Annotated in this window: 25 protein-coding genes and 1 tRNA gene; 12 read left to right on the plus strand and 14 right to left on the minus strand. The window is 39.8% G+C overall.

Annotated elements, in window-relative coordinates; genetic code table 11:
• The first annotated feature begins 218 nt into the window (after window positions 1-218).
• Window positions 219-413 carry a hypothetical protein gene (locus CDG61_RS14445; protein ID WP_087550581.1) on the plus strand — a complete coding sequence of 65 codons (195 nt, stop codon included), beginning with the start codon at window positions 219-221 and terminating at the stop codon, window positions 411-413.
• A gap of 17 nt (window positions 414-430) precedes the next feature.
• Window positions 431-853: a hypothetical protein gene (locus CDG61_RS14450; protein WP_087550580.1), complete on the plus strand. Its 423-nt coding sequence runs from the start codon at window positions 431-433 to the stop codon at window positions 851-853.
• Here CDG61_RS14450 and CDG61_RS14455 read toward each other — a convergent pair.
• Both CDG61_RS14455 and CDG61_RS14460 read right to left on the minus strand, forming a co-directional pair.
• A complete protein-coding gene (locus CDG61_RS14455) occupies window positions 850-1,263 on the minus strand; it encodes a TIR domain-containing protein (RefSeq protein WP_087550579.1) in 414 nt (137 codons plus the stop codon). The two genes, CDG61_RS14450 and CDG61_RS14455, sit on opposite strands and share 4 nt — an antisense overlap.
• Before the next feature lie 24 nt (window positions 1,264-1,287).
• The gene (locus tag CDG61_RS14460; protein ID WP_087550578.1) at window positions 1,288-2,118 is read right to left on the minus strand and encodes a hypothetical protein; all 831 of its coding nucleotides are present in this window, start codon (window positions 2,116-2,118) and stop codon (window positions 1,288-1,290) included.
• Between the two features lie 48 nt (window positions 2,119-2,166).
• Between CDG61_RS14460 and CDG61_RS14465 the strand changes: the two genes are divergently transcribed.
• Window positions 2,167-2,466, plus strand: coding sequence for a hypothetical protein (locus CDG61_RS14465; RefSeq protein ID WP_087550577.1), 300 nt, complete (start codon window positions 2,167-2,169; stop codon window positions 2,464-2,466).
• Window positions 2,467-2,502: 36 nt separating this feature from the next.
• On the opposite strand, the gene CDG61_RS14470 is transcribed toward CDG61_RS14465, so the two are convergent.
• Both CDG61_RS14470 and CDG61_RS14475 read right to left on the minus strand, forming a co-directional pair.
• Complete coding sequence (locus tag CDG61_RS14470) at window positions 2,503-3,009, minus strand: TIR domain-containing protein (RefSeq protein WP_087550576.1); 507 nt, start codon at window positions 3,007-3,009, stop codon at window positions 2,503-2,505.
• Window positions 3,009-4,004, minus strand: coding sequence for a caspase family protein (locus tag CDG61_RS14475; protein ID WP_087550575.1), 996 nt, complete (start codon window positions 4,002-4,004; stop codon window positions 3,009-3,011). The genes CDG61_RS14470 and CDG61_RS14475 overlap by 1 nt, the downstream gene beginning before the upstream one ends.
• A 166-nt stretch (window positions 4,005-4,170) precedes the next feature.
• Between CDG61_RS14475 and CDG61_RS14480 the strand changes: the two genes are divergently transcribed.
• Complete coding sequence (locus tag CDG61_RS14480; protein WP_087550574.1) at window positions 4,171-4,779, plus strand: recombinase family protein; 609 nt, start codon at window positions 4,171-4,173, stop codon at window positions 4,777-4,779.
• 71 nt (window positions 4,780-4,850) lie between these two features.
• On the opposite strand, the gene CDG61_RS14485 is transcribed toward CDG61_RS14480, so the two are convergent.
• From CDG61_RS14485 to CDG61_RS14495, 3 genes are all read right to left on the minus strand, one after another.
• The gene (locus tag CDG61_RS14485) at window positions 4,851-5,114 is read right to left on the minus strand and encodes an AlpA family transcriptional regulator (protein ID WP_228199585.1); all 264 of its coding nucleotides are present in this window, start codon (window positions 5,112-5,114) and stop codon (window positions 4,851-4,853) included.
• Window positions 5,115-5,213: 99 nt separating this feature from the next.
• Window positions 5,214-6,161 (minus strand): phage/plasmid replication protein, II/X family, encoded by a 948-nt coding sequence (locus tag CDG61_RS14490; protein ID WP_087550573.1) that lies wholly within the window; start codon window positions 6,159-6,161, stop codon window positions 5,214-5,216.
• Between the two features lie 246 nt (window positions 6,162-6,407).
• On the minus strand, window positions 6,408-6,938 hold the full coding sequence (locus CDG61_RS14495; protein ID WP_087550572.1) for a hypothetical protein: 531 nt from the start codon (window positions 6,936-6,938) through the stop codon (window positions 6,408-6,410).
• A 170-nt stretch (window positions 6,939-7,108) separates the two neighbouring features.
• On the opposite strand from CDG61_RS14495, the gene CDG61_RS14500 reads away from it, so the two are divergent.
• Window positions 7,109-7,510 (plus strand): DNA-binding protein, encoded by a 402-nt coding sequence (locus CDG61_RS14500; RefSeq protein ID WP_087550571.1) that lies wholly within the window; start codon window positions 7,109-7,111, stop codon window positions 7,508-7,510.
• Window positions 7,511-7,519: 9 nt separating this feature from the next.
• On the opposite strand, the gene CDG61_RS14505 is transcribed toward CDG61_RS14500, so the two are convergent.
• Both CDG61_RS14505 and CDG61_RS14510 read right to left on the minus strand, forming a co-directional pair.
• Window positions 7,520-8,812: a tyrosine-type recombinase/integrase gene (locus tag CDG61_RS14505; RefSeq protein ID WP_087550570.1), complete on the minus strand. Its 1,293-nt coding sequence runs from the start codon at window positions 8,810-8,812 to the stop codon at window positions 7,520-7,522.
• Window positions 8,813-8,969: 157 nt separating this feature from the next.
• A tRNA-Leu gene (locus CDG61_RS14510) sits at window positions 8,970-9,056 on the minus strand.
• 176 nt (window positions 9,057-9,232) lie between these two features.
• Here CDG61_RS14510 and queA point away from each other — a divergent pair.
• From queA to secF, 7 genes are all read left to right on the plus strand, one after another.
• The gene (gene queA, locus CDG61_RS14515) at window positions 9,233-10,270 is read left to right on the plus strand and encodes a tRNA preQ1(34) S-adenosylmethionine ribosyltransferase-isomerase QueA (RefSeq protein WP_087550569.1); all 1,038 of its coding nucleotides are present in this window, start codon (window positions 9,233-9,235) and stop codon (window positions 10,268-10,270) included.
• A 16-nt stretch (window positions 10,271-10,286) separates the two neighbouring features.
• Window positions 10,287-11,318 (plus strand): hypothetical protein, encoded by a 1,032-nt coding sequence (locus CDG61_RS14520; RefSeq protein ID WP_087550568.1) that lies wholly within the window; start codon window positions 10,287-10,289, stop codon window positions 11,316-11,318.
• Between the two features lie 17 nt (window positions 11,319-11,335).
• Window positions 11,336-11,902, plus strand: coding sequence for a LemA family protein (locus CDG61_RS14525; protein WP_087513134.1), 567 nt, complete (start codon window positions 11,336-11,338; stop codon window positions 11,900-11,902).
• 264 nt (window positions 11,903-12,166) lie between these two features.
• Window positions 12,167-13,297: a tRNA guanosine(34) transglycosylase Tgt gene (tgt, locus tag CDG61_RS14530; protein WP_087550567.1), complete on the plus strand. Its 1,131-nt coding sequence runs from the start codon at window positions 12,167-12,169 to the stop codon at window positions 13,295-13,297.
• A gap of 104 nt (window positions 13,298-13,401) precedes the next feature.
• Complete coding sequence (yajC, locus tag CDG61_RS14535) at window positions 13,402-13,731, plus strand: preprotein translocase subunit YajC (protein WP_087513132.1); 330 nt, start codon at window positions 13,402-13,404, stop codon at window positions 13,729-13,731.
• A gap of 53 nt (window positions 13,732-13,784) precedes the next feature.
• Window positions 13,785-15,686, plus strand: a complete 1,902-nt coding sequence (gene secD, locus CDG61_RS14540) for a protein translocase subunit SecD (RefSeq protein WP_087513131.1) — start codon at window positions 13,785-13,787, stop codon at window positions 15,684-15,686.
• Between the two features lie 10 nt (window positions 15,687-15,696).
• Complete coding sequence (secF, locus tag CDG61_RS14545; RefSeq protein WP_087550566.1) at window positions 15,697-16,665, plus strand: protein translocase subunit SecF; 969 nt, start codon at window positions 15,697-15,699, stop codon at window positions 16,663-16,665.
• A gap of 98 nt (window positions 16,666-16,763) precedes the next feature.
• Here the strand turns inward: secF and CDG61_RS14550 are convergent, their stop codons facing one another.
• The 5 genes from CDG61_RS14550 to cysM all read right to left on the minus strand — a co-directional run bounded on the left by CDG61_RS14550 (window position 16,764) and on the right by cysM (window position 23,001).
• On the minus strand, window positions 16,764-17,411 hold the full coding sequence (locus CDG61_RS14550; RefSeq protein WP_087550646.1) for a 4'-phosphopantetheinyl transferase family protein: 648 nt from the start codon (window positions 17,409-17,411) through the stop codon (window positions 16,764-16,766).
• Window positions 17,412-17,492: 81 nt separating this feature from the next.
• Window positions 17,493-19,799, minus strand: a complete 2,307-nt coding sequence (locus CDG61_RS14555) for a RelA/SpoT family protein (RefSeq protein WP_087550565.1) — start codon at window positions 19,797-19,799, stop codon at window positions 17,493-17,495.
• A 29-nt stretch (window positions 19,800-19,828) separates the two neighbouring features.
• Window positions 19,829-21,220: a 23S rRNA (uracil(1939)-C(5))-methyltransferase RlmD gene (gene rlmD / locus CDG61_RS14560; RefSeq protein ID WP_087550564.1), complete on the minus strand. Its 1,392-nt coding sequence runs from the start codon at window positions 21,218-21,220 to the stop codon at window positions 19,829-19,831.
• A 6-nt stretch (window positions 21,221-21,226) separates the two neighbouring features.
• A complete protein-coding gene (locus CDG61_RS14565; protein ID WP_087550563.1) occupies window positions 21,227-22,048 on the minus strand; it encodes a 3'-5' exonuclease in 822 nt (273 codons plus the stop codon).
• A 32-nt stretch (window positions 22,049-22,080) separates the two neighbouring features.
• On the minus strand, window positions 22,081-23,001 hold the full coding sequence (gene cysM, locus CDG61_RS14570; RefSeq protein ID WP_087513126.1) for a cysteine synthase CysM: 921 nt from the start codon (window positions 22,999-23,001) through the stop codon (window positions 22,081-22,083).
• Window positions 23,002-23,086: the final 85 nt, after the last annotated feature.

Below are 23,086 nucleotides of genomic sequence, written 5' to 3' on the forward strand. Positions count from 1 at the left end.
TGGAATTCTTGGTCCGATGGTCGGAATCAAATACATAACACAACCAATTGTTTTTAATTAAATTTAAATTACAACAATTAAAAAAGGTGCTTATATAGGTGCTTATTATTTTTAGAAAAAAGTGTTCTAATACAATAACTTTAGTCAAATGAGAATAGTACAATTTCATAAAATATTGTAACTTAAAAATATAAACCCTAAATTATAAAAGGTGTCACATGGGATTCATCGTAAAACTACTTGATTCAGGAAATTACTTTACCGCAGGTGAAGATGACATAGATACCACTCCTTCTAGAGAAGAAGCTGTAGCTAATGGACAATTTACTCACTATGAAGAAGCAAAAGAAACAGCAGAAACATGGTCTGGACAGATGGTCTTAGGTGAAGATTACACAATCGAGTCGGTATAAGATTTTAGGAATTAACAATGAAAGATAATGAGTTAAGGAAATTATATACTCTTGAGGCTTTCCTTGATTACGGAGATTTACCCAATACTTTTCGGGAAGGCTGGTCGCCAAGTTATGGTCTTCATTTCGAAGAAATAGGCATTAATAATGATGAAAAAGCCCATGTCTACATCAGCTTAAATGGCAGGTTGAAAAAGGCAAAATGTGAATTTATTCAAGATAAGGCTTTAGCTGAAAAGCTTCTGAGGCATGTTGAAGTAAAACTAAAAAAGCTTTATCCAAGTCTTACATTGAATATTAGAACAGTTAAATCAAGAGAACTAGACTACAGAAGAAAGAAAGCTTTAAATGAAGCAATTGAAAATGATAGAAAAATTGAAAGACTCATGAATGAAGAATTTAAGGCTAATAAAAGTATTAGCCTTAAATTAAAACTCTAAACCACTTTTAAAGCTTTAATTGCATTTACGACAGAAACTCCATACCATCCAACGATATGGTCTGCATTTGTTTTAACTTTCTCAGAAGTTCTTTCAGCTCGATAAGGTTGCACAGCAATAATTTTCTTACCCATCTCTTTAGCCAACTCAATTTCTATATTAATCCATTTACTATAAGTTGCGTAAACTCCCGCCAATATAACAATATTAGAACATCTGACCATCTGTGCTCTTATAGCCTCTTTAAGAAGCTTATCATTTGGTGCATTATGAATAGGGCTATCTTTAGGCACACTATAATTACTATAACTAAAGTTATTGCCTGTTTGTTTATCTAATAATGCTATTAGATTCTTATATTCATCATCGTATTTCCAGCTATGGCTGAAAAATAAATTGTAATGACTCAATTTTTCTTCCTATAAAGTTAAAGTCTAATTTTTATACTTCAAATAAATTAAGTATACAAGACTAAAAACTACCACCATAGTCAAGAAAAGCCTAAAAATATTAATGATTTGCTTTTCAGTTTCTGTATTGGATTGATATTTTAATTTATCAACCAGAATTTGCCACTCTTGCTCAAAATAATTTATTCCTAATTGTTTTTCTAGCTTATAAACTATTTCGAACTTTCCTTTATTGAGAACACCATAAGAGTCCACTAATTTTTTCCATGATTGTATTAAAAATAAAGCTACAAATGACAATAAGATTATTGCTATAACACTTGATTCATCAAAATTTTTTGCTTTAGCAATTAAAAAGCTTAGAGTCATCAGTGAAGCTAATAGTGTAAAAAACAATGTATGAATTTTACTTCTTTGATCTGTTACTTTTTCAGTCGATCCAACAAAAATCTTATAGCTTTCTAATCTAGTTTTTTTTAGTTCCACCATCTCATTTTTAAAGTAGGTATATAACTCATCAGTACTTTCAAATAAAGGAAATTCCATACAAAAATTACGTACTTCTTCGGTATTTCTAAAATTATTTAATTTAGCTCCACAAAGAATAACTCCTGATGATCTTGCCTGTTCCATTTCCCATCGAATGTTAGCATTTTTTAAAGTATCTTCACCTATCATCACTATAAAAAAATCAGCTTTTTCTAATTTATCAACAACCTTAGATTTCCATGCTGGTGAATTTATCTTTTCCTGAATAACAATAAGTTCTGGACTTAAACTTGATAATTCAATAATTTTAGGCTCTACGAGTAACAAATCTTTTGAACAATTAGCTACAAAAACTCTGATGATCATAATTTAGAAACAAATACACTAATATTAAGTGGATATTAGACAACTAACATGCAAATTAATAGAAATATCATAGATGAAAAATTTCATGAAAATTTAGATACATTGGCTTCAATTTCTCATGAAATTTGGGCACATTGGCAGAAATATTTACATGATCAATGTGAAATTATGCCTGATGGCTCTTTTAAAATTCCATCAACACTTGTGGCTAAATGGACTGAACAGATCAATCTAAACTATGATGAATTAACACCACAAGAGAAAAAAAGTGATATTGAACAAGCTTTAAAATTCAAAAGTGTTTTTTGTAAAATGATGAATGAAATTCTTGAAGATAAGAGTGCCTAATTTATATTGCAAAAATATAAGCACTCCTACTATTAATTAAAGTATGTTTTTCAATTTTCTATGGAAAGCATCCGCACCACTTCGTGTAAGTGAACTAAATGTGGTGCTTCTAGTGTCATCAAACATAGCTCTTTCATTATCCCTCCTATACTCTTGAATAAAGGCATCAAGATCTGCATCAGATAATAACAAGGGCCATTTTTGCAAATATTCAGGTAGAAAACTCTTATAATTATTCAAGAGTGACCGAAATATAAAAGTAGACTCCTTATACGCATAAGAGCATATTCTTCGATCAGCGATAGTTGCTTCACCTATTTCAAATGGAACCCACCATGATCCATTTGTATTTGGAGAAATTATAGCTAATAAATGAGTACATTTTTTAATATTCTTAGTGATAACTTCTGTAATATCATCAGTAGTTCTTGACTCTTCATCAATTACATCTAAATAGTAAGTAATATTATTTAAACGTAGCTTTGTTGCCACCTCTAAAGCCTTTTGTCTATCTGAATGTCTATAACTAATGAAGACTGGCATTAAATATTCCCCTTTAAACAAACTTTACGATAATAAGCCCCTAGTGCTGTCAGCTTACAACCTTTTGAATTAATTGCTGCATAATACATATGTTCTGCTTCATGTGGAATGACAAGACCATACCGATTACATTTCTGGAGTTTCTTAAATATTTCAATGTGTTCGTCATTCACTGGCAAATGGCGAAATTCTTCAGGAACATTATTTCGATCTGGTTCATAAGATGGATCTAGTTGATATATATCAGTTGGGTCTTTAAACCATTTTGGTAGTTCCCTTAAAATTGATCGATCAATCAACGGAAAGTTGTCTCTTAAACTAATGAATTTTGAAACATTTGTTTTGAAAACAGGCCTTTGCTCCCAAGAGTTTAAAGCATTATCAATAAAACTATACAAACTTCCTGGGGTTACCTGTCCTAATATATTCACTGCCCCACCAAATAGACCTTCTAATAATAGACTAGTAAACAATCCGTGTTGATCATCGCTATTTTCCTGTGCAGATTCATTTTTGGTGCATGCCGTTAATATAGTTACACCATCACCAATTATACTTGCTTCTTGTTTAATAAAGCGATCACCACCTGCTGCACCAGAATTGCAAGAGTCTAAAATAATAACTTTATTTGTTGCTTTTGAATTGTTTGCAAAGTTTAAAATGTCTGAAATTCGGATGCTTCCAGTAAGACTATGTGAGTAATTTTGTGCACAAAGAATACCTTCACTCATATTTTCATCAAAACCACCATGCCCTGCAAAGTAAAAAAGTGCAACATCAGGATTTCCAGAAAATAGCTCTTGAATTTGTTGAATAATTAAATCACTTGTTAAATTTAATTTATTATTTGTTGTAAATAACTTAACGGAAAAATTAGGATCACCAGAAGCATGACGTTCTAATGCCTGTGAAACACTGATGGCATCATTTTCACACCAATTTAATGGTCTAATATTATCGTAATCGTTCACCCCAATAATTAATGCTTTTCTCATTCCCGACCTCCTCTTTTTTAAATTCAATTATTTAAAATAAAATATTATCAAAGAACTATACAACAAAGAGAAATTTATTAAATAATAAAATAGCTATCATTAGACTTTAATTAATAATTAAATGATAGTATTATCACAACACTTAAATATCATTGTCTAAACAATAATGATTGTTAGAATTTATGTTAGAGCTAGTACTAAGGAACAAGATGCAAGTAGAGCACTGGATGATTTAAAAAAATTTGCTCAAAACATCTCACATGAACAAATTGAATACGTAGAGAATGAATCAGGAACTAAATTAGATCGTCCTATATTGAACCAGTTATTAAATGAAGCAGGTAACAACGATATCCTCCTTGTTGAAAGTGTAGATCGCCTCTCACGACTTACTCAAAGTGAATTCAAAATATTGAGAGGTCGGATTGAAAGTAAAAATTTAAGGCTTGTTGTCGCCGATTTACCCACAACTCATACATTAATAAATAGTGAAGATACAATTACTAACTCTATATTAACTCTCATTAATAATCTTTTGATCGATCTGCTAGCTACTATGGCAAGACTGGACAATGATAAACGCAAGGAGCGTATAAGACAGGGCTTAGAAAGAAGTGGGTATAAACCTACTGGAAAAAAATCAGATTTAGCCAAACATAATAGAATCGAAGAATTAAATAGAAAAGGATTAACAAAAGAAGAAATTGCCAAAGCTGTAGACTGTGGTATAGCTACAGTATATAGAGTCTTAAAAAACAAAAAAACGGCGTATTGAACGCCGTTTTTTATTTTCTTTCTTATAAAAATTCCGTTGATGCCTTATTTCATACATCTAAAATAATCTCATTAAGAAGCTAACATTTTACGATTTACTTTTTTCCAATTGTTATACCAGTCCATAACCTCTTGGTAATCATAATAAACGGCGGATTGCCTTTTTTGACCATCTTTGATTGGTGTTGGAAAAAAATGATCTTCTTTTTCTAATTTTTTTAACTTATCTCTACGTATGCTCAACATATCGCAAACTTCATTAATTGTTAAACGAAGCTTTGACAACCTGTTGGACTGAGATTGCGTTACTACCATTTGTTTTTCTGATGCTATCATTACTTTCTCCTCTTTTATTATTAATTATTATTATAATTTCTCTTTCTTTTTTTACTTTATATACATTTTCTTCAAAAATAAATTTATTCATAACTCCCTCTATTTAGCACGTAAGTCATCAATATCTATACCGTATTCATTCAAAAATTTAGTTTTCTTGCTCGATATTGTAGCACGACAATAAAAATCTTCTGGACAGTTATTTTTTATTACCGCATAAAATTTTCTATCACTTTTATCATCTATATTTAGTATTTTTTCGCGCTCCATTACGTCTGGCAATTTTAATTCATTAAACTTCTCTAAAAAAATTAAATTAATTTTTTCTAAATTTCCCCAATGATAGCCATAAGATAGACACCAATCCTTTAATTGAGGATTCAAAACTCTAATTTCGGATCTGACCATTAGTTCAGCTAAAGCAAATAGTTCTTTCTCCGTATAGAATCTTCTATTTTTATCCCGTAGCTCTGTCCCTTTATGATAATACCTGATATTCCAACGTTTACTAGTCATTCCAAAATAGCAACCATTTTTATATTTATCTTTCTTTTTATAAGGGTAAGTACCTAATTTAATAACATGGTCTAAATACCTTAAGGCTTCATCCTTACTATAAAAAATTAAATCCTGTTTAATATCAACCCTATAAACCCTAAAATTACCTTTTTTAATTTTAAACATTTGAGCTTTAGTAGGATAGAAAAAGCCCAAATTTTCTAATTTTTCTACAAAATTACAAATAATTTTAAGTAGATTAGATTCTCCTGTGACATTCTGCCCATGAAGCCATTTAAATATATTCCCCTGAACATTTACTATATTTTTTTTAGACGTAAGTTTGATAGGATCTCCTTTTTTTGAAAGAATAATTTTAGACTTATTTCTAATTTTTGCACTTCCTAAATTAAGATCACCATTAGACAAATCATCAATATTAAAATTAGTATCTATAATACATCCATCTGATATTTTACTTACATCATGATCAATACAAATATCAAAATTAACCCAATCAATTTCTAAAGTATTTCTTATGTATTTCATTTTATTCCTTAACTCCTTTTTTTATTTTTGTATAAATTTAAAAAACAACAAAGCATCTTTAACTGTAAAAGCTAAAGATTTAAAAAAATAATTTATCTGAGATATAGAGAGTTATTATTTTATACAAATGTCGTCTTAATATATACATAATATTATACTTGAAAATATCATCAAGCGCAAGGACTTCTTTAGTTTAGAGCCTATTCTTATTCATCCCAATCAGAATAAGCTCTATTTAGCTTCAGTTTAACGTCTTATAGCACCAAATTGGTAATTACCATAATTCGTCTTTACTTCTATTTCTTTTGCAAAATTTGCATCACAATTTATTGAAAGCTCAACCATCTGTCCAAATTTCAAATTAGCAGGTAATTTCTTATTGTGATCATATTCACCTATGCCGCAATTATTACCACGATTAATAATAATATCGTTGATCGTAACGTCATCTACTTTAGATTGAATAACAATATTATACGCTAGCTTTCCATAAACTTTTGTATTGAACTCATTCATATTAAAAGAAACCTCAACTGGTTCTCCCTCTAAAATTTGCTTAATTGGATTGGCTGCACCTTGATCCTCATATCCTAAATTTTCATCAACTGCACTATCATCTGCTAAGGCATCTGCACCTGCCAATGGATCAGTTTCGGCTGCCGCCGCTACCGCTTCTGCAACTTGTTCTTGTGCTGTCTCACTTTTAGATTCACTACATCCCCATACGAAACATAGCGATGTCGCCATTAATCCCCAATACGTTGATCCTTTTAGCATAATTGCCCCACTATAAATTTGATATTAATTAATTACTTACCCTGTAAACCTATGGATATCTTGGAGTTAGATTTGAAAAGTTAAGTAAATTACGTAACTAAAGTTTAATAATCTACGTAATTAAAATCAAATATTACGTAACTATTAGTTAAGCTAATTATTTTGAGGTAATGAAAAATGATGATGAAAAAACTTTATTTGCAAATCGCTTGATAAAAGCTATGCAAGCCAAAGGTTACGAAGCTAAAGCTTCTGTTTTAGAAAGAGAGTTCAATTTGAACTATTCTGGCAGACCTATGACTTTACATGGAGTTCGCAAATGGCTCATCGGGGAATCTATCCCATCTGGTGACAAACTTCTTACGCTTGCAAAATGGCTAGATGTACCGCCAGAAGAACTAGCTTTTGAAAAGGACATTCAAAAGGCAATTACACAACGAGATGCTAGATGGAAACAGGAATTAGGCTATAAAGATAAAGAAGTTTTTGAAGCTTTTATTGATCTCCCTTCTCCACATAAAAAACTTGTTAGAGAATTAATTATGGCTCTTTCAAATCAAAATAAATCATGAAAATTAATTTTATATTTGTATTGAGTCTAATCGAGCATAATCATAAGGCGTGATATAAGCTTTTTCTTGAATAGTATCTAACCAATTGCTCCAAGCATTCATAATTTTTATACGTTCTTCAATATATTCTGCAATATGTGTGTAAGCTCCAACCGTATTATTCCTTTCCTGATGGCTCATCTGCTTTTCAAGCGCATCTCTTTGGAAAATCCCCATTTCCCCTAATGCAGACCTTGCTAATGCTCTAAAGCCATGCAGACTAATTTCTTCTTTAGAGTATCCCATGCGGCGTAAAGCATCATTCGGCGTATTCTCACTAAGAAAATTACTTTTATTATTAGGACTTGGAAAAATTTTGTCGCAGCTACCACTATATTCACGTATTTGCTCAAGTAAAATAATGGATTGAGGAGATAAAGGCACAATATGGTTATCCCTCATCTTAGCCCCTCTTGATGAATGCTTACTTCCTTCTACAAACTCTCTATTAGCAGGTATTACCCATTGTTTCCTATCAAAATCAATCTCTGACCATCTTGCAAATCTTAACTCACTAGATCTTGCAAAAGTATGTAAAGCAAATTGTAAAAATAATTTAGTAATGCTATGTCCTGTATCCGCTTTTATTCGCCGAATTAGTTCAGGTATAGGTTCTAGACTCTTAAATGTAGCCCTATTATTTTTCTTAGCTGATAAGTCCATATCCTCTAATTCACGAGCAATATTAAGATCAATGAAATTATGCTGTAAAGCATAACTAAAGATTGAAATAAGGTCAGCTCTAATTCTTTGGGCGTTATCAGGAGAGTCCTTATAGATTATGTTTAAGGTATTTTTTAATTCATTTAAACCAATTTGATCAATCGCTTTATTTTTAAATTTGGGGAATAAATGATTTTCGAACTTTCTTAAACGCTTATGTTTGGTATCCTCACTTAAAGGCTTCTTTAAAGCGTAAGCTTCTAACCAATTTCTCGTCATACTCTCTAAAGAATGATAATTATTTTCCTTTTGACGAAGCATTTCTTTTTGCTGTTTTGGATCTTTACCTTCAGCTAACGCTCTTCTATATTCTGCTCTCTTTTCTCTAGCCTTACTCAAACTTAAATTTGGATAAATTGCTATAGTCAGTTTAGTTACCTTATTTGTGCTTTTATTTTTATATTTGAACTGCCAACTCTTCGTACCAGAAGTTCTTACAAGGAGATATAAACCATCACCATCATGTAAAGAGTACTCTTTATTCTTAGGCTTTGCAGAAGAGCATTTAGTATCTGTAAGCGGTTTAACCTTTATTGCCATTGAATACAAACATGTCTATACGATGAGGTGCTCATAAAGGTACTCATTTTGTACATGTGTATCAAGGCATATAACGTGATATAAAGATGGGATTTTCAGATAAAGTAAGGTATTTTAACGATATTTTATTATAATACTTAGTATATCTTTAAAGATATGGTCCCGAGGGTCGGACTCGAACCGACACGTCATCTCTGACAGCGGATTTTGAATCCGCCGCGTCTACCAATTTCACCACCTCGGGAAAGGTTGTGTTGCGTATAATAAACTGTTTCAAAAAGTTGTCAACGCAAGATTCTTCATTTGTCTATTTTTGAATCATCATGGTTTTTTTTGAGCCAATACCCCTCAATACCGTTCATAAAACCAAAAAAAGCATATACTAAGCACAGTTCTTTATTTCTGTTTTTATTTATCATCATGCAACTTTCAGATTTTAATTTTGATCTCCCTGACGAGCTGATTGCCCGCTATCCACTGGAAAGCCGCAGTGCATCCCGACTGCTGCATCTGGATGCACAAGGACAGTATCACGACTGTCATTTCACCGATATTCTTGAACTGCTTTCACCAGGTGATCTGCTTATTCTGAATGATACAAAAGTCATGAAAGCCCGCTTAAAAGGTAAACGTGCTTCTGGGGGGGCTGTCGAAGTTCTGGTCGAACGTATGCAGGACAGATTTATTGCACATTGTCATATTAAAGCCAGCAATTCACCTAAAGCAGGTGCTGAGTTGTTTATTGGTCCTGATGAAGTGAAAGTCACGGTTCAGGGTCGTCATGAAAACCTGTTTATTGTTGAGTTTTCACAGCCTATTCTGAATGTGCTGGATCAGTATGGACAATTACCTATCCCGCCTTATTTCAACCGTGAAGCAGAAGCGATTGATACTGAACGCTACCAGACCGTGTTCAATGACCCGAGCAAACTTGCCAGTGTTGCCGCTCCAACAGCCAGCCTGCACTTTGATCAGAACTTACTGGAAAAACTTGAAGCTAAAGGTGTCCAGAAGACCTTTGTGACCCTGCATGTGGGCGCAGGGACTTTCCTGCCCGTCAGAACCACTGATATTGAAAACCATATCATGCACAGTGAATGGTGTGATGTGCCTGAGCATACCGTGGAACTGATCCATCAGACCAAAGCCCGTGGCAACAAAGTCATTGCTGTCGGTACAACCGCAACCCGTGCTGTGGAAAGTGCTGCACAGGCACATGATGGTGAACTTGCAGCATGGACGGGTGATACACAGATTTTTATTTACCCAGGCTATGAGTTTAAAGTGGTGGATCGTCTGATCACCAACTTCCACCTGCCTGAATCCACCCTGCTCATGCTGGTTTCTGCTCTGTCCAACCGTGAAAACATTCTGAATGCCTACCGACATGCTGTTGAATGTCAGTACCGTTTTTTCAGTTACGGTGATGCCATGCTGATTGACCAGGCAGCGTCCTGATTTCACGGAGTTATCCATGCCGCTGGACAGTGTCAGACAGACCATACATATCCGTCGAAAGAAAAATCAGGTGGTTTTTCATAACATTGCCCGATTATGGGATCTGGCACGTAACAGCCATTCCCATCAGGATCTGCTGGATGGTCTGCATCCGTGGAATGCTCCTATCACGCTGAAATTTGAGAATATTCAGCCCATTTTACTGGGAATATGCGGCATCTTTATCAGCCTGATACTGTTTATTCAGCCTGAGGCTTTCTGGGCTCAGCTCTGTCTGCTGGCAGGACTGCTGATGATTTTCTGGGCATTCATCAGCTATGAAAATGATGACCCTGTTGAAGAAGTCATTGCTCACCTTGAAAAAGAAGCGATTGCGAAAAAGTATCAGCTGAACTTTCAGAGACAGCCTCAGCATCTTTCTGTACCACTGAACCCTGTACTGTTTATTTCCCAGTTAAAACAGATGTTTCCAGTGTTCAGCCAGGGCAATATTTCCAATGATTTTCCCTGGTATGCCAGCACCGTCTGGCAGGATGATCAGGGCAAAGATCATCAGGTGATGCTGTTTCAGTATCGCTATATCAATGAAATCCGTGCCAAAGATAAAGATGGCAATGACATTAAAATTAAAGAAGTACAGCGTGACCTATGGGGCGTGTTTATTTTTGATATAGAAACGCGGGGGCTCGCTGTCACCACTGCCAATAAATCTTTTTATTATCCCTACAGTTTCCCCTGGCAGACCAGTGATATTCAAAGCAATGAAAAACTGCGCTTCTTTGGCAGTGACCGGCTTGAAGTGGTAAAACTGCTGACCCCTGCCATGGTACTGAAACTTTCGGACTTCTTTGCACAACGTCATGGCGATCTGATGTTTCACCCGGACAAAAACATGCTGTGCTTTTTAGGTCCCTCCAATCTGTTTCATATGAACAGCCGTAACACAAAAAAAATAGAAGATATCTCTGCTTTACGTGGACACCTCCGCACATTTAATTTACCTTATCTTGAAAAACTGCAACACGATTTAACACAGTTTTTAAAATAACAATCCTGGGGAAGAACATGGGCTTACTGATTTTTTTACTGGTCATCATCGCCATCGTGGTCGGATGTGTGCTGGTGCGCAACAATATAGTCAGACATCACAATGCCACCGTTCGTGCCTGGTCAGATGTTGCCAGCTACGAACGTCAGAAAGTAAAAATACTCGATGCTCTGCAGCCGTTGGTCGAACAGTATTCTGCTTTTGAAAAAGGCACACTGGAAAAAGTCACAGAACTGCGTCAGAACATCATGAGTCTGAACATGAAAACTGCCGATGTCTCTCAGTTACAGCGTATTGAAGCACTGAACCGTGAGCTGATTCAGAACTTAAATATCGTGGTGGAAAATTATCCTGAACTGAAAGCCAACGAAATTTATCTGAGAATGATGAATGAAATCGATGAGCAGAATGAAAATGTCGGTGCTGCTATTACGATTTTTAACCGCAATGTAGAGCTGTTCAACAACCATATTCAGATTTTTCCGAACAATATCATCAACACCATGACACTGGGCAAAAAAGCCATCCGTCCTTTCAGAGACAGTACAACTCTACAGAATTTTGATTATCGTCCAAATTTCTGATCTGAACCCACAGTTGAAGCCCCGCAAAAATCCAGTCACTTTTAAAGTCGGCTGGATTTGTTTTTTCAGCAAGTGTCACCATTTATATAAAGTCCCTTTTTTCTGATGTGTTCATGCAGCTTCAGCAGTGTCAGTGTTCAGTCGGTAACGAATTGATGTTTCTGCGCAGTAACACTGGTAATTGGATGCAGAATCCAGGAAAATGGTGGACTTTTAGCCCTGACAATCAGCGAACTGTTTTTTCGCCATGATTTTGGAACCTGTATGAAGTTTGAAAAACTTGGTCAGTCGGGTCGCGCCCGTCGTGGCCGTCTGACCCTCGAACACGGTGTGGTCGAAACCCCTGTGTTTATGCCTGTTGGCACTTATGGAACTGTCAAAGGCATGCTTCCTCGTGACATTGAAGACATTCAGGCACAGATCATTCTGGGCAACACTTTCCATCTGTATTTACGTCCAGGACTGGATGTGATCAGAGAACATGGCGGTCTGCATGAATTTATGAAATGGAACAAACCCATTCTGACAGATTCAGGCGGCTTTCAGGTGTTCAGCCTGGGTGCCATGCGTAAGATCAAGGAAGAAGGGGTGACTTTCCGTTCTCCTATTGATGGTTCTAAAGTATTTCTGTCCCCTGAAATTTCCATGGAAATCCAGCAGACATTAAACTCAGATATCGTCATGATTTTTGATGAATGTACACCTTATCCTGCCACTCACGAAGAAGCACAGAAATCTTTGCAGCTTTCCCTTCGCTGGGCAAAACGCTGTAAAACTCATCATCATGATGTCCTGAAAAATAAAAATGCCTTATTCGGTATTATTCAGGGTGGTATGTATGAAGATCTTCGTGATGAATCACTCAATGGACTCAAAGAAATTGACTTTGACGGTTTTGCCATTGGTGGACTTTCTGTCGGTGAACCGAAAGAAGAAATGATCAAGGTGCTGGATTATCTTCCTGCAAAAATGCCTGAAGATAAACCACGTTATCTGATGGGTGTAGGTAAGCCTGAAGATATCGTTGAAGGTATCCGCCGCGGTGTTGATATGTTTGACTGTGTGATGCCGACACGTAATGCCCGTAACGGACATTATTTTGTGACTGATGGTCTGGTGCGTATCCGTAACAGTAAATACCGTCATGATCAGAATCCACTCGACCCACACTGTGACTGTTATACCTGTACCAATTTTACCCGTGCTTACCTGTTCCATCTGGAAAAATGTGGCGAGATGCTGGGTTCCATGCTCGGTACTATTCATAACCTGCGTTATTACCAAAGATTTACACAGGACATCCGTGATGCACTGGATAATGGCAGCTTCGATGCATTTGTTGAAGACTTTTATACACGTCGCGGACTTGAAGTACCGCCCTGTCCACAAGATTAATTCTTTCAGCATTTGCGCTGAAGAAAAAGACAGGGTAAATTGCTGAACAAACCAGTTTATTATGATTGTATTGATATACAGTTTTATTAGTTTAGGAAATTGAAATGAGCCTTTTTATTTCTACTGCTCACGCAGCAGGTGAAGCCGCACAGCAGCCAAGTATGGTCGCTAACCTATTAATGATTGCTGTTTTTGTTGCAATTTTCTACTTTCTGATCTGGCGCCCTCAGGCAAAACGTGCCAAAGAGCACCGCACTCTGGTTGAAAGCCTGGGTGTAGGCAGTGAAGTTGTTTTTGCCGGTGGTCTGATGGGCAAAATTTTAAAAATTGAAGGTGATTTTGCTGTGGTTGAACTGAACCGCGGTAATGAAGTAAAAATCCAGCGTGCAAGTGTCATTTCAGTACTTCCTGAAGGCACATTAAACAACCTGTAATTAAAAAACAGTCGTGCGCGAGCACGACTTTTTCATTTTAAGAAGAAAATTAAATGCGTTACCCAGCATGGAAATATCTGCTGATCCTGGTTGTCCTGGTTATCAGCACGTTATATGCCCTGCCAAGTTTGTATCCTGATGAACCTGCTGTTCAGATTTCAGGCGCCAAAGCCGGAACTCAGATTGACAGCAGCATCATACAAAAAGCAGAGCAGATACTGAAAAGCGAAAATATTAAAAGCCATGACAACAGCTTTACCAACAATGCGGCACTGTTACGCCTTGATTCATCTGAAGCTCAGCTGAAAGCCAAGGAAGCATTACGTCGCAGCCTTGGTGATGACTATGTTGTTGCACTGAACCTGGCTCCAACAACACCTGAATGGCTGCAGAAAATTGGTGCAAAACCAATGAAGCTTGGCCTGGACTTACGGGGTGGTGTTCACTTCCTGCTGGAAGTGGATATGGATAAAGCCATTTCACAGCGGATGGAAACATCAGAAACCGACATCCGTCGTCAGTTCCGTGACAACAAGATCAAGTTCAACAGTCTGTCCATGAACAACAACGTCATTACGGTGCAGTTTGCCAGCAATGATGACCGTTCAAAAGCGATGGACTTCCTGCGCAGCAATGGCAATGAATTCACTCAGCAGGCTGTAGCAACTGATTCAGGTTCTACACTGCGTCTGAGCTATACAGATGTCCGCAAACAGGAAATTCAGTCCTATGCAGTCAATCAGAACTTAACCACACTGCGTAACCGTATTAACGAACTGGGTGTAGCAGAAGCACTGGTACAGACTCAGGGCAGTAACCGTATTGTCGTTGAATTGCCTGGTGTACAGGATACAGCTGAAGCAAAACGTGTTCTGGGTCGTACTGCGAACCTTGAATTCCGCCTGGTTTCAGACCTGAATGATCAGTACATTGATTCCTATACAGGTAAATCCAACGGTCAGCCTTTACCTCCAGGTACAGCAGCCTTTGCATACGAGTCACTGGACAGCGGTCGTGAATTACTGCTGAACCGTAACCGTATCCTGACAGGTGAACGCGTTCAGAATGCAACTTCAGGTTTCAGCCAGGACACGGGTGGTGCTGAAGTGAACATTACACTGGATGCTGCTGGCGGTAAGCTGATGGCAGATGCAACCCGTAATGCTGTCGGCAAACGCATGGCTGTTCTGTTCATCGAAAACAAACAGAAAATCAGCTATGTTGCAGACCCGGCAACAGGTACGCAGACTGAAGTCCGTACACCTTATACTGAATCTGTGATTATCAATGCTGCAACCATTCAGGCTGTTCTGGGTTCTCAGTTCCGTATCACAGGACTGGATTCGCCACAGGAAGCTGCTGAGCTGGCATTGATGCTTCGTGCAGGTGCGCTTGCTGCGCCGATGTACTTCGTGGAAGAACGTGTTGTTGGTCCAAGCCTGGGACAGGAAAATATTGATAAAGGTGTAACATCCACTATTGTTGGATTTATCCTGGTCGCTTTATGGATGGTGGTGTTCTTCCGTCTGTTCGGTCTGATTGCCGATTTTGCCCTGATCATCAACCTTGCCATGCTTTTAACAGTCATGTCCTGGATCGGTGCCTCACTCACCCTGCCCGGTATTGCCGGTATCGTGATCACCATTGGTATGGCAGTCGATGCCAACGTACTGATCTGTGAACGGATACGGGAAGAACTGCGATGGGGAGCCTCACCTAAGCAGGCGATTGTGGCGGGTTATGATCGTGCCTATAACACCATTTTCGACTCGAACTTAACCACATTCCTTGTGGCGTTCATTCTGTTCGCAATTGGTACAGGTCCGATTAAAGGCTTCGCGGTTACCCTGATGATTGGTATTGTCTGCTCGATGTTTACTGCAATTACAGTAACACGTGCAATCGTACAGATTATTTACGGTAAAAAGCGTAACCTGAAAAAGTTGAGCATATAGGAGATCGAAGATGACTGATGTGACTCAACCGAAAAAGTATGGTCGCCCAGACGATGAAAAAATCATAAACTTTATGAAGATTGCCAGACCAGCGGCAATCATTTCCATCCTGCTGACACTTGCGAGTATCTTTTTCATCTCGACCAAAGGTCTGAACCTGGGGCTTGATTTTACTGGCGGGATCTCTGCCGAGCTGAACTATCAGCAGGCTGCTGACCAGAAAGACATCATCAATGCACTACAGGGCGCTGGCTTTGAAGATGCCGTTGTACAGACCCTGGGTTCCAATAAAGACCTGCTGGTCCGTATGCCCGTTCAGGACAATGTACAGGCTGAAGATCTGACCCGTACCATCACCAAAGCAGTACAACTGCCTGGCAATACTGCCGAAGTCCATAAAGTGGATGTTGTGGGTGGACAGGTCGGTAATGAACTGTATATCCGCTCTGCAGGTGCTGTTGCACTTGCAATGCTGCTGATGCTTGTTTACGTGACCATCCGTTTCGAATTTAAGCTCGCACTGGGTGCTGTCCTTTCCCTGCTGCACGACGTTATTGTGACTGTTGGTATTTTTGCCATGATGCAGTGGCCTTTTGACCTGACAGTACTGGCTGCAGTACTGGCATTAATTGGTTTCTCGCTGAACGATAACATTGTTGTATCTGACCGTATCCGGGAAAACTTCCGAAAAATCCGTGGTGCTTCGCCACTGGAAGTTGTGAACTCTGCACTGACAGAAACATTAAGACGTACCATTCATACCTCCATGACCCTGTTACTCGTTGTGGTTGCCATGATGATCCTGGGTGGGGATGGTCTGAAATGGTTCTCCGTTGCCATGTTTATTGGTGTATTTGTGGGTACATATTCTTCTATTTATATCGGTACAGCCTTTGCCTTATGGCGTGGTCTGAACCGTCAGGACTTCATTGTTCAGGTTAAACCTGAATTTGAAGAAGAAGAGGAAATCCCTTCTTAATACTGAATTTCAGTTCCTGTCCAATACAAAACCCAGGCGACTTCTGTTTCCTGGGTTTTTCTTTGCCATCACTCTGAAAATGTATGATTTGCCCAATATCAGGAATGACGTACCAACTCAATCTTCGGAAAATTAAAACCTTTACAGGACAATTCAGAACGCCACGCCACTGTCAGCATACTGCCCATAACAACATAGCTCTGAAATGCAAAAACACCCAGCCGATCATGACTGCAGACTCCACCAGTCATGCCACTGGTCAACCGCACATTCAGCTCATTCAGGTTCATCCGTATACCCAGCCCTGCTGCCTTTAAAATGGCTTCTTTGGCTGTCCATATACGGAACCAGTATTCTGAATCACAGTCATATTCCTGCCACAGCTGTATTTCTTCTGCATGAAAAGCATGTCCTGCCAAAGCCTCAAAACGTACCTGACGGTTCAGATCTTCAATATCCACGCCCAGATCGCGTACCTGATGACTGCTGGCCAGTGCATAATGCTGTCTGCTGTGGCTGTGATTAAAACTGAAATCAGGAAAATCTTTCAGATAAGGCTTTCCAAACTCAGTAACAGCAATATCTTCTGGCTGAATGGTATGACTTAAATACTGACTCAACAGACTGTTACGAAAGCCATGAATCGCCTGTTTCTGTTGCTGAATACGGAGCTTTGGCACATCAGACAGATTATCTGCATGCACAATGTATCCTGTTTCACATACATCCAGCCGAATCGTTTTCATCTCTGCTGCCCTTTCATATTTCAGATCACAATAAAAAACCAGCAAATCATTGCTGGTTTTCACTACAGAAGTACTGAAAAATCAGTTCCCCTGCACAAGCCGTCTGGCACTGATAATACCAGGCTGCTGCTCAAGTCGGGCAAGCAGACGCGACAACTGCGCCAGCCCTTTAACTTCAATCAACAGCTTCATATTGGCAATACCGTCTGCTTCTGAAATTGTATTGACCTGACGGATGTTGATCTGATCTGAGAAAATCACCTGAGTCAGATCTTTAAGCAGACCACGGCGGTCATATGCTTCAACCACAATCTGCACACTCTGACCACGTGTCGGCTGCATTTCCCAGTCCGCTTCCACCGCACGCTCAGGCTCCAGACTGATCATACGGACATAATCCGTACAGATAACCTTATGGATGCTGACACCACGGTTTAAGGTGATATAGCCTCCGATTGACTCACCATGTACAGGCTGACAGCACTGTGCAACATGCAGTTCCACATTGTCCAGACCATCAATCAGAATGCCATGGGCAGACAAAGTATGACTTGCGCGTGGATTCAGCGTTGGCTTCAGCACCAGTTCAGGCTCATCCTGATCCAGATGCATATGTTTGTTGACCTGATTGATCAATGCATGAAGACTGATGTCACCATTCACCAGACCAATCAGAATATCATCACCGCTTTTTACATTGAAATGATTGCAGTAATCACTCAGATCAATACTTTTCGGGTGTATCGCAAGACGTGAAAGCTCCTTGTTCAGGATTTCACGACCCACTTCGAGGTTCTTACTTCTGTCCTGCTGACGGAACCAGTGACGCAGCTTGTCCCGTGCACGGGCAGTTTTGATATAGCCCAGTGAATTGACAAGCCAGTCACGGTTTGGTTCCCGGTCTTTTTTGGTCAGAATTTCGACCTGCTCCCCTGTTTTCAGAGTATAGGTCAAAGGTACATAACGCTGGTTCACCCGCGATGCATAGCACTTGTTTCCGACCTCTGTGTGAACATGGTAAGCAAAATCAAGCACCGTTGAACCACGAGGCAACTCTTTGATATCACCATCACGACTGAACACATAAATCTTTTCAAAATCTTCGAACTCCTGAATCTGTTCAAAGTTTTCTTCAGTGTCTTCGTCTTTATATGCACTGGCATCATTACGTTCCTGATAATGTTCCAATACAGCTCGTAATGAATGCAGACGGTGGTTAAATGAATAATCTGTGGACTTCGCACCTTCTTTATAGTTGAAGTGCGAACAAACCCCCAGCTCCGCTTCTTCATGCATTTCCATGGTACGGATCTGCACTTCAAGCGATTTGTTTTCTGCAATCACCGCAGTATGCAGTGAACGGTAACCATTGGCTTTGGGGTTGGTGATATAGTCATCAAACTGATGAGGAATATGACGCCAGATCTGATGCACAATCCCCAGTGAGTGATAACATTCAGGGACTGTTTTGACCAGCACCCGCACAGCTCGGATATCATACAGTTGGTCAAAACTCAGATTTTTACTCTTCATTTTGCGGTAAATCGAGTAAATATGTTTTACCCGACCCGAAATTTCAGCCTCAATTCCATCATTCAGCAGTTCTGCGCGAAGCTTATCTATGACAAACTGAATATAATGTTCACGTTCCAGACGCTTTTCATTCAGTAAGGATGCAATTTCTTTATAGCGTTCTGGTGCAAGATAGCGGAAAGCCAGGTCTTCCAGTTCCCACTTCAGCTGAGCAATGCCCAGACGGTGTGCCAGTGGTGAGTAAATCGTCAGAATTTCCCGTGCTACACGCTCCTGCCGCTCTTTGGAAGCCTTTGCAAGTTCCCGCAGTGCATAAGTACGTTCAGCAAGTTTGATCAGTACAACCCGAACATCTTCCGTGACTGAAATCAGCATTTTATAAATACCGGTCAGATGCTCACGCTGGTTGTTGTTAAAATGATCTTCAAGTCGTTTATTTTTTTCAATCAGTTCAGAGAGCTTACCCATGGCAAGCGTACCTTTCACCAGACTGTACACCTGCTCACCAAATTTCTGGCGGATTTCTTCCAGGGTGGTCAGTCCTTCACGGACACTACGGTACAGCATTGCAGCAGATAAAGTGTCTTCATCCACATGTAAATGGGCAAGGATATCTGCCATTTCAATACCGGTATAAAAAGTATTGGAACGGTGACTGGGCGCTGCATCCAGTTCACGCTGCAGTGTCAGGCAGGCAACTTCTTCGAGCTGCTTCAGTTGTGCCCCATCCAGTATGCTTCTGACCCGATCCAGCCATTCCGCCAGATCGTGCTGAGCTTGCTCGGCATGTTCTACAGTCGCTTCCTCTGACAGTTCATTCAAACGCCCGGGAAGTTGCTCACGTACTGTGACCATACCGTTCTCCTAAATATATATGCTTCATATTATAGATCGTTTATTTCGTTCTCTTTCTCAAACAGAGCAATGGATTCAACATGTCCAGTATGCGTGAACATATCCATTACACCTGCTTTTTTCAATTGATACCCCTGTTTCACCAGAATACCGGCATCCCTTGCCAGTGTTGCAGGATTACAGGATACATAAACGATTCTTTTTGCACCAAATTTGGGCACGTAATGCATCACTTCCTCTGCACCAGAGCGCGGAGGGTCTATCAATAATGCCTCAAATCCTTGATTTGCCCAAGAATGATGCGAAAAATCTTTTGTTAAATCTTGTGAATAAAAGTTAATATGCTGAATCTGGTTACGTTCTGCATTTTCAGTGCCACGTTTAACCATTTCCTCACTGCCCTCAACCGCAACTACCCGTCCTGTGTCTCCAACACATCTTGCAAGTGGCAGGGAAAAATTTCCAAGCCCACAGAACAGATCCAGAACCCGTTCTCCCTGCTGTAACTGAAGCAAATCACATGCCAGCTTCACCATCTGGGGGTTAATGGTCGAATTGACCTGAGTAAAGTCCTGTGGATGAAAACCAAATTCAACATTAAAATCATCCAGACTGTAATGCAGACGCATTTCAGCAGCTGGATCATCAACACGATGAACACTTTCAGACCCTTCAGGCTGCAAATAAAGCTGCCATGCCTTATTTAACGCAAAGTTCTTCAGCAGGTTGACATCTTCCGCCGTTAATTCTTCCGTATGACGGATCAACAGGGCTTTTTCCTTGTCCCCCATTGCCCATTCTATATGACCAATTGCAGCTTTGGCTTTTAGACTTTGGAGTAACTGCTTAACATGCGTGACAGAGCCAAACTCATGATCGAGTATCATACAACGATCGATAGATGTGAGTCTGTTGGTCTGGCGTTCACGAAAACCAACCACCAGTTTATCTTTCGCAGGTATGTAACGCACCCCGATCCGTGCTTTCCGACGATAATCCTGACGTAACGAGCGCAAAGGAGACAGCCATTCTTCCGGCTGTATACCGGCAAAATGCTCCAGATGTGATTTCAGCACATCCTGCTTCAGCCTGATCTGTTCATCCTCACGGACATGCTGCATGCTGCATCCACCACAAACCGTATAGTGTGGACAGGCAGGTTCAACCCGATCCAGAGAACTGTCAGCCAGCACTTTTTTACAGTCTGCCTCTTCAAGCCGTTTTGCCTGATGCGTAATCTGAGCGAAAACTTCTTCACCAGGCAATGCATAACTGATAAAGACCTTTTTGCCCTTTTTTTCCTCAGGGTGGTCAGGATGCGTTCCGTAATGTGCAATTCCACGACCTTCATGTGAAAGTGACTCAATCCGAAAAATATAACTGGACTGAGGAGCTGTACGAGGTCTGGCTTTGTATTTCATGGATACCTAAGATGTGGGAGAGGAAAAATCAGAAGCTGTGAATACAGTCTGAAGAGAGGTTTCATGCCAGACGTTCAGAAAATCTGCATGCTGAGGCTGGGTTTTCAGATACTGAATGGTTGCCTGAATCCAGAGACCATGATCATGATGGTTTAACTGACCTTTCAGCAGTAACCACCGCAGATAGATCAGCCATGTATTCAGCACATCACCTTCACAATAACTGGTCAGCTGCTGCCATTGCTGTGCTTTGACATATTCAGGCACATGGTAAGCACCGTCACCGCGTTTACCTGGAAAGCCCAGCAGATGTGCCATATCATCCAGTTTCTGGAAATTACGGCCATTGAACATTGCCATCACATCCATCAGATCAACATGACGGTGGTGATACCTGTTCTGATAGTTATTATAGCGTTTCTGCTGATCAATTTCTCCCTGATCGAACAGACCAGGAGCGGACAGACCATGATACATTGCTCTGTACAGAATCACTGGAATATCAAACTGAGAGCCGTTCCAGCTAACCAAAGTCGGATGCTTTCTGTCAAAAATAGCCAGAAAGCGGGTCAGAATTTCTGCTTCCGAATACTGTTCACGACTGAACGAAAACAGTTTCATCATGCCAGTTTCATCAATGCCCAGTCCAGATATGCAGACGATTTCATGCAGCGGTAAACGCTGAAAATCCATACCTGTTTCCTGACGGCGCAACTTGGTCAGCGCCGCTTCAAGGGCAGGTTCCGGCAGATCCAGATGGTACAGATGTGCGCCTGATTTCAGATCAGTCAAGGTTTCAATATCAAATATCAGTATTGGTAAACGCATTTCATCTCAACTGAGTAAAGGGCTGAACAGAATTATTCTGCATCCACAACTGAAAACAGACCTGTAGACAGATAACGGTCACCACGGTCACAGACGATGCAGACAATCACGGCATCTGGATTTTCTTCTGCAATTTTAATGGATGCCCATACAGCACCACCTGAAGATGTCCCTGCGCTGATGCCTTCTTTACGCGCAAGCTGACGTGCAGTTTTTTCTGCTTCAATCTGTGGAATATCCATAATGCGGTCAACACGCGATGGATCAAAAATAGTCGGCAGATATTCTTTAGGCCAGCGGCGGATACCTGCAATGCTTGCACCATCTTCTGGCTGTAAACCAACAATCTGAATATCAGGATTCTGTTCTTTCAGATAACGGGAAATCCCCATAATAGTACCTGTTGTGCCCATGGAGCTGACAAAATGAGTGATTTTTCCACCGGTCTGCTCCCAGATTTCAGGACCGGTTGTCAGATAATGTGCCTCTGAGTTATCAGGATTGCCAAACTGATTCAGCACCAGTCCAACGCCATCCTGCTGCATCTTTAAAGCCATGTCACGGGCAGTTTCCATATCGGGTGCTTCAATCAGTTCCGCGCCATAAGCCTGCATGGCATCTTTACGTTCCTGACTGGAGTTACCTGGCATGATCAGCTTCATTTTATAGCCACGCATGGCAGCGACCATCGCCAGTGCAATCCCTGTATTTCCGCTCGTCGCCTCAACCAGTGTGTCGCCAGGCTTGATCTGACCACGCTTTTCAGCCTGCATGATCATGTTGTACGCTGGACGGTCCTTGACTGAACCCGCTGGATTATTGCCTTCCAGTTTTGCCAGTACGGTTGCTTGAGTGTGACTTGCCAGACGCTGTAGACGCACCAGGGGAGTTTTCCCTACATAGTGATCCAGTAAAAATTCGTCTGCTTGAAAATCAGGGGTTGTATTACTCATTATATGTACCTGTATCGAGGTGCGACTATTGTATGAAAAAATGACTTCTCCTGCACCCATTTCCCAGGCTTTTTATCGAATGTGA

Origin of the sequence: Acinetobacter sp. WCHAc010052 (genome assembly GCF_002165295.2) — a bacterium.
Classification (GTDB): domain Bacteria; phylum Pseudomonadota; class Gammaproteobacteria; order Pseudomonadales; family Moraxellaceae; genus Acinetobacter; species Acinetobacter chinensis.

Bases quoted from the DNA above. Each gene is read 5' to 3' on its own strand.
- CDG61_RS14475 (WP_087550575.1), bottom strand. From the start codon at position 4,004: ATGAGAAAAGCATTAATTATTGGGGTGAACGATTACGATAATATTAGA.
- cysM (WP_087513126.1), bottom strand. From the start codon at position 23,001: ATGAGTAATACAACCCCTGATTTTCAAGCAGACGAATTTTTACTGGAT.
- CDG61_RS14505 (WP_087550570.1), bottom strand. From the start codon at position 8,812: ATGGCAATAAAGGTTAAACCGCTTACAGATACTAAATGCTCTTCTGCA.
- CDG61_RS14495 (WP_087550572.1), bottom strand. From the start codon at position 6,938: ATGCTAAAAGGATCAACGTATTGGGGATTAATGGCGACATCGCTATGT.
- CDG61_RS14500 (WP_087550571.1), top strand. From the start codon at position 7,109: ATGAAAAATGATGATGAAAAAACTTTATTTGCAAATCGCTTGATAAAA.
- CDG61_RS14490 (WP_087550573.1), bottom strand. From the start codon at position 6,161: ATGAAATACATAAGAAATACTTTAGAAATTGATTGGGTTAATTTTGAT.
- CDG61_RS14450 (WP_087550580.1), top strand. From the start codon at position 431: ATGAAAGATAATGAGTTAAGGAAATTATATACTCTTGAGGCTTTCCTT.
- yajC (WP_087513132.1), top strand. From the start codon at position 13,402: ATGAGCCTTTTTATTTCTACTGCTCACGCAGCAGGTGAAGCCGCACAG.
- CDG61_RS14485 (WP_228199585.1), bottom strand. From the start codon at position 5,114: ATGATAGCATCAGAAAAACAAATGGTAGTAACGCAATCTCAGTCCAAC.
- CDG61_RS14525 (WP_087513134.1), top strand. From the start codon at position 11,336: ATGGGCTTACTGATTTTTTTACTGGTCATCATCGCCATCGTGGTCGGA.
- CDG61_RS14465 (WP_087550577.1), top strand. From the start codon at position 2,167: ATGCAAATTAATAGAAATATCATAGATGAAAAATTTCATGAAAATTTA.
- CDG61_RS14565 (WP_087550563.1), bottom strand. From the start codon at position 22,048: ATGCGTTTACCAATACTGATATTTGATATTGAAACCTTGACTGATCTG.
- CDG61_RS14460 (WP_087550578.1), bottom strand. From the start codon at position 2,118: ATGATCATCAGAGTTTTTGTAGCTAATTGTTCAAAAGATTTGTTACTC.
- tgt (WP_087550567.1), top strand. From the start codon at position 12,167: ATGAAGTTTGAAAAACTTGGTCAGTCGGGTCGCGCCCGTCGTGGCCGT.
- secF (WP_087550566.1), top strand. From the start codon at position 15,697: ATGACTGATGTGACTCAACCGAAAAAGTATGGTCGCCCAGACGATGAA.
- CDG61_RS14550 (WP_087550646.1), bottom strand. From the start codon at position 17,411: ATGAAAACGATTCGGCTGGATGTATGTGAAACAGGATACATTGTGCAT.
- CDG61_RS14480 (WP_087550574.1), top strand. From the start codon at position 4,171: ATGATTGTTAGAATTTATGTTAGAGCTAGTACTAAGGAACAAGATGCA.
- CDG61_RS14470 (WP_087550576.1), bottom strand. From the start codon at position 3,009: ATGCCAGTCTTCATTAGTTATAGACATTCAGATAGACAAAAGGCTTTA.
- CDG61_RS14555 (WP_087550565.1), bottom strand. From the start codon at position 19,799: ATGGTCACAGTACGTGAGCAACTTCCCGGGCGTTTGAATGAACTGTCA.
- queA (WP_087550569.1), top strand. From the start codon at position 9,233: ATGCAACTTTCAGATTTTAATTTTGATCTCCCTGACGAGCTGATTGCC.
- CDG61_RS14520 (WP_087550568.1), top strand. From the start codon at position 10,287: ATGCCGCTGGACAGTGTCAGACAGACCATACATATCCGTCGAAAGAAA.
- rlmD (WP_087550564.1), bottom strand. From the start codon at position 21,220: ATGAAATACAAAGCCAGACCTCGTACAGCTCCTCAGTCCAGTTATATT.
- secD (WP_087513131.1), top strand. From the start codon at position 13,785: ATGCGTTACCCAGCATGGAAATATCTGCTGATCCTGGTTGTCCTGGTT.
- CDG61_RS14445 (WP_087550581.1), top strand. From the start codon at position 219: ATGGGATTCATCGTAAAACTACTTGATTCAGGAAATTACTTTACCGCA.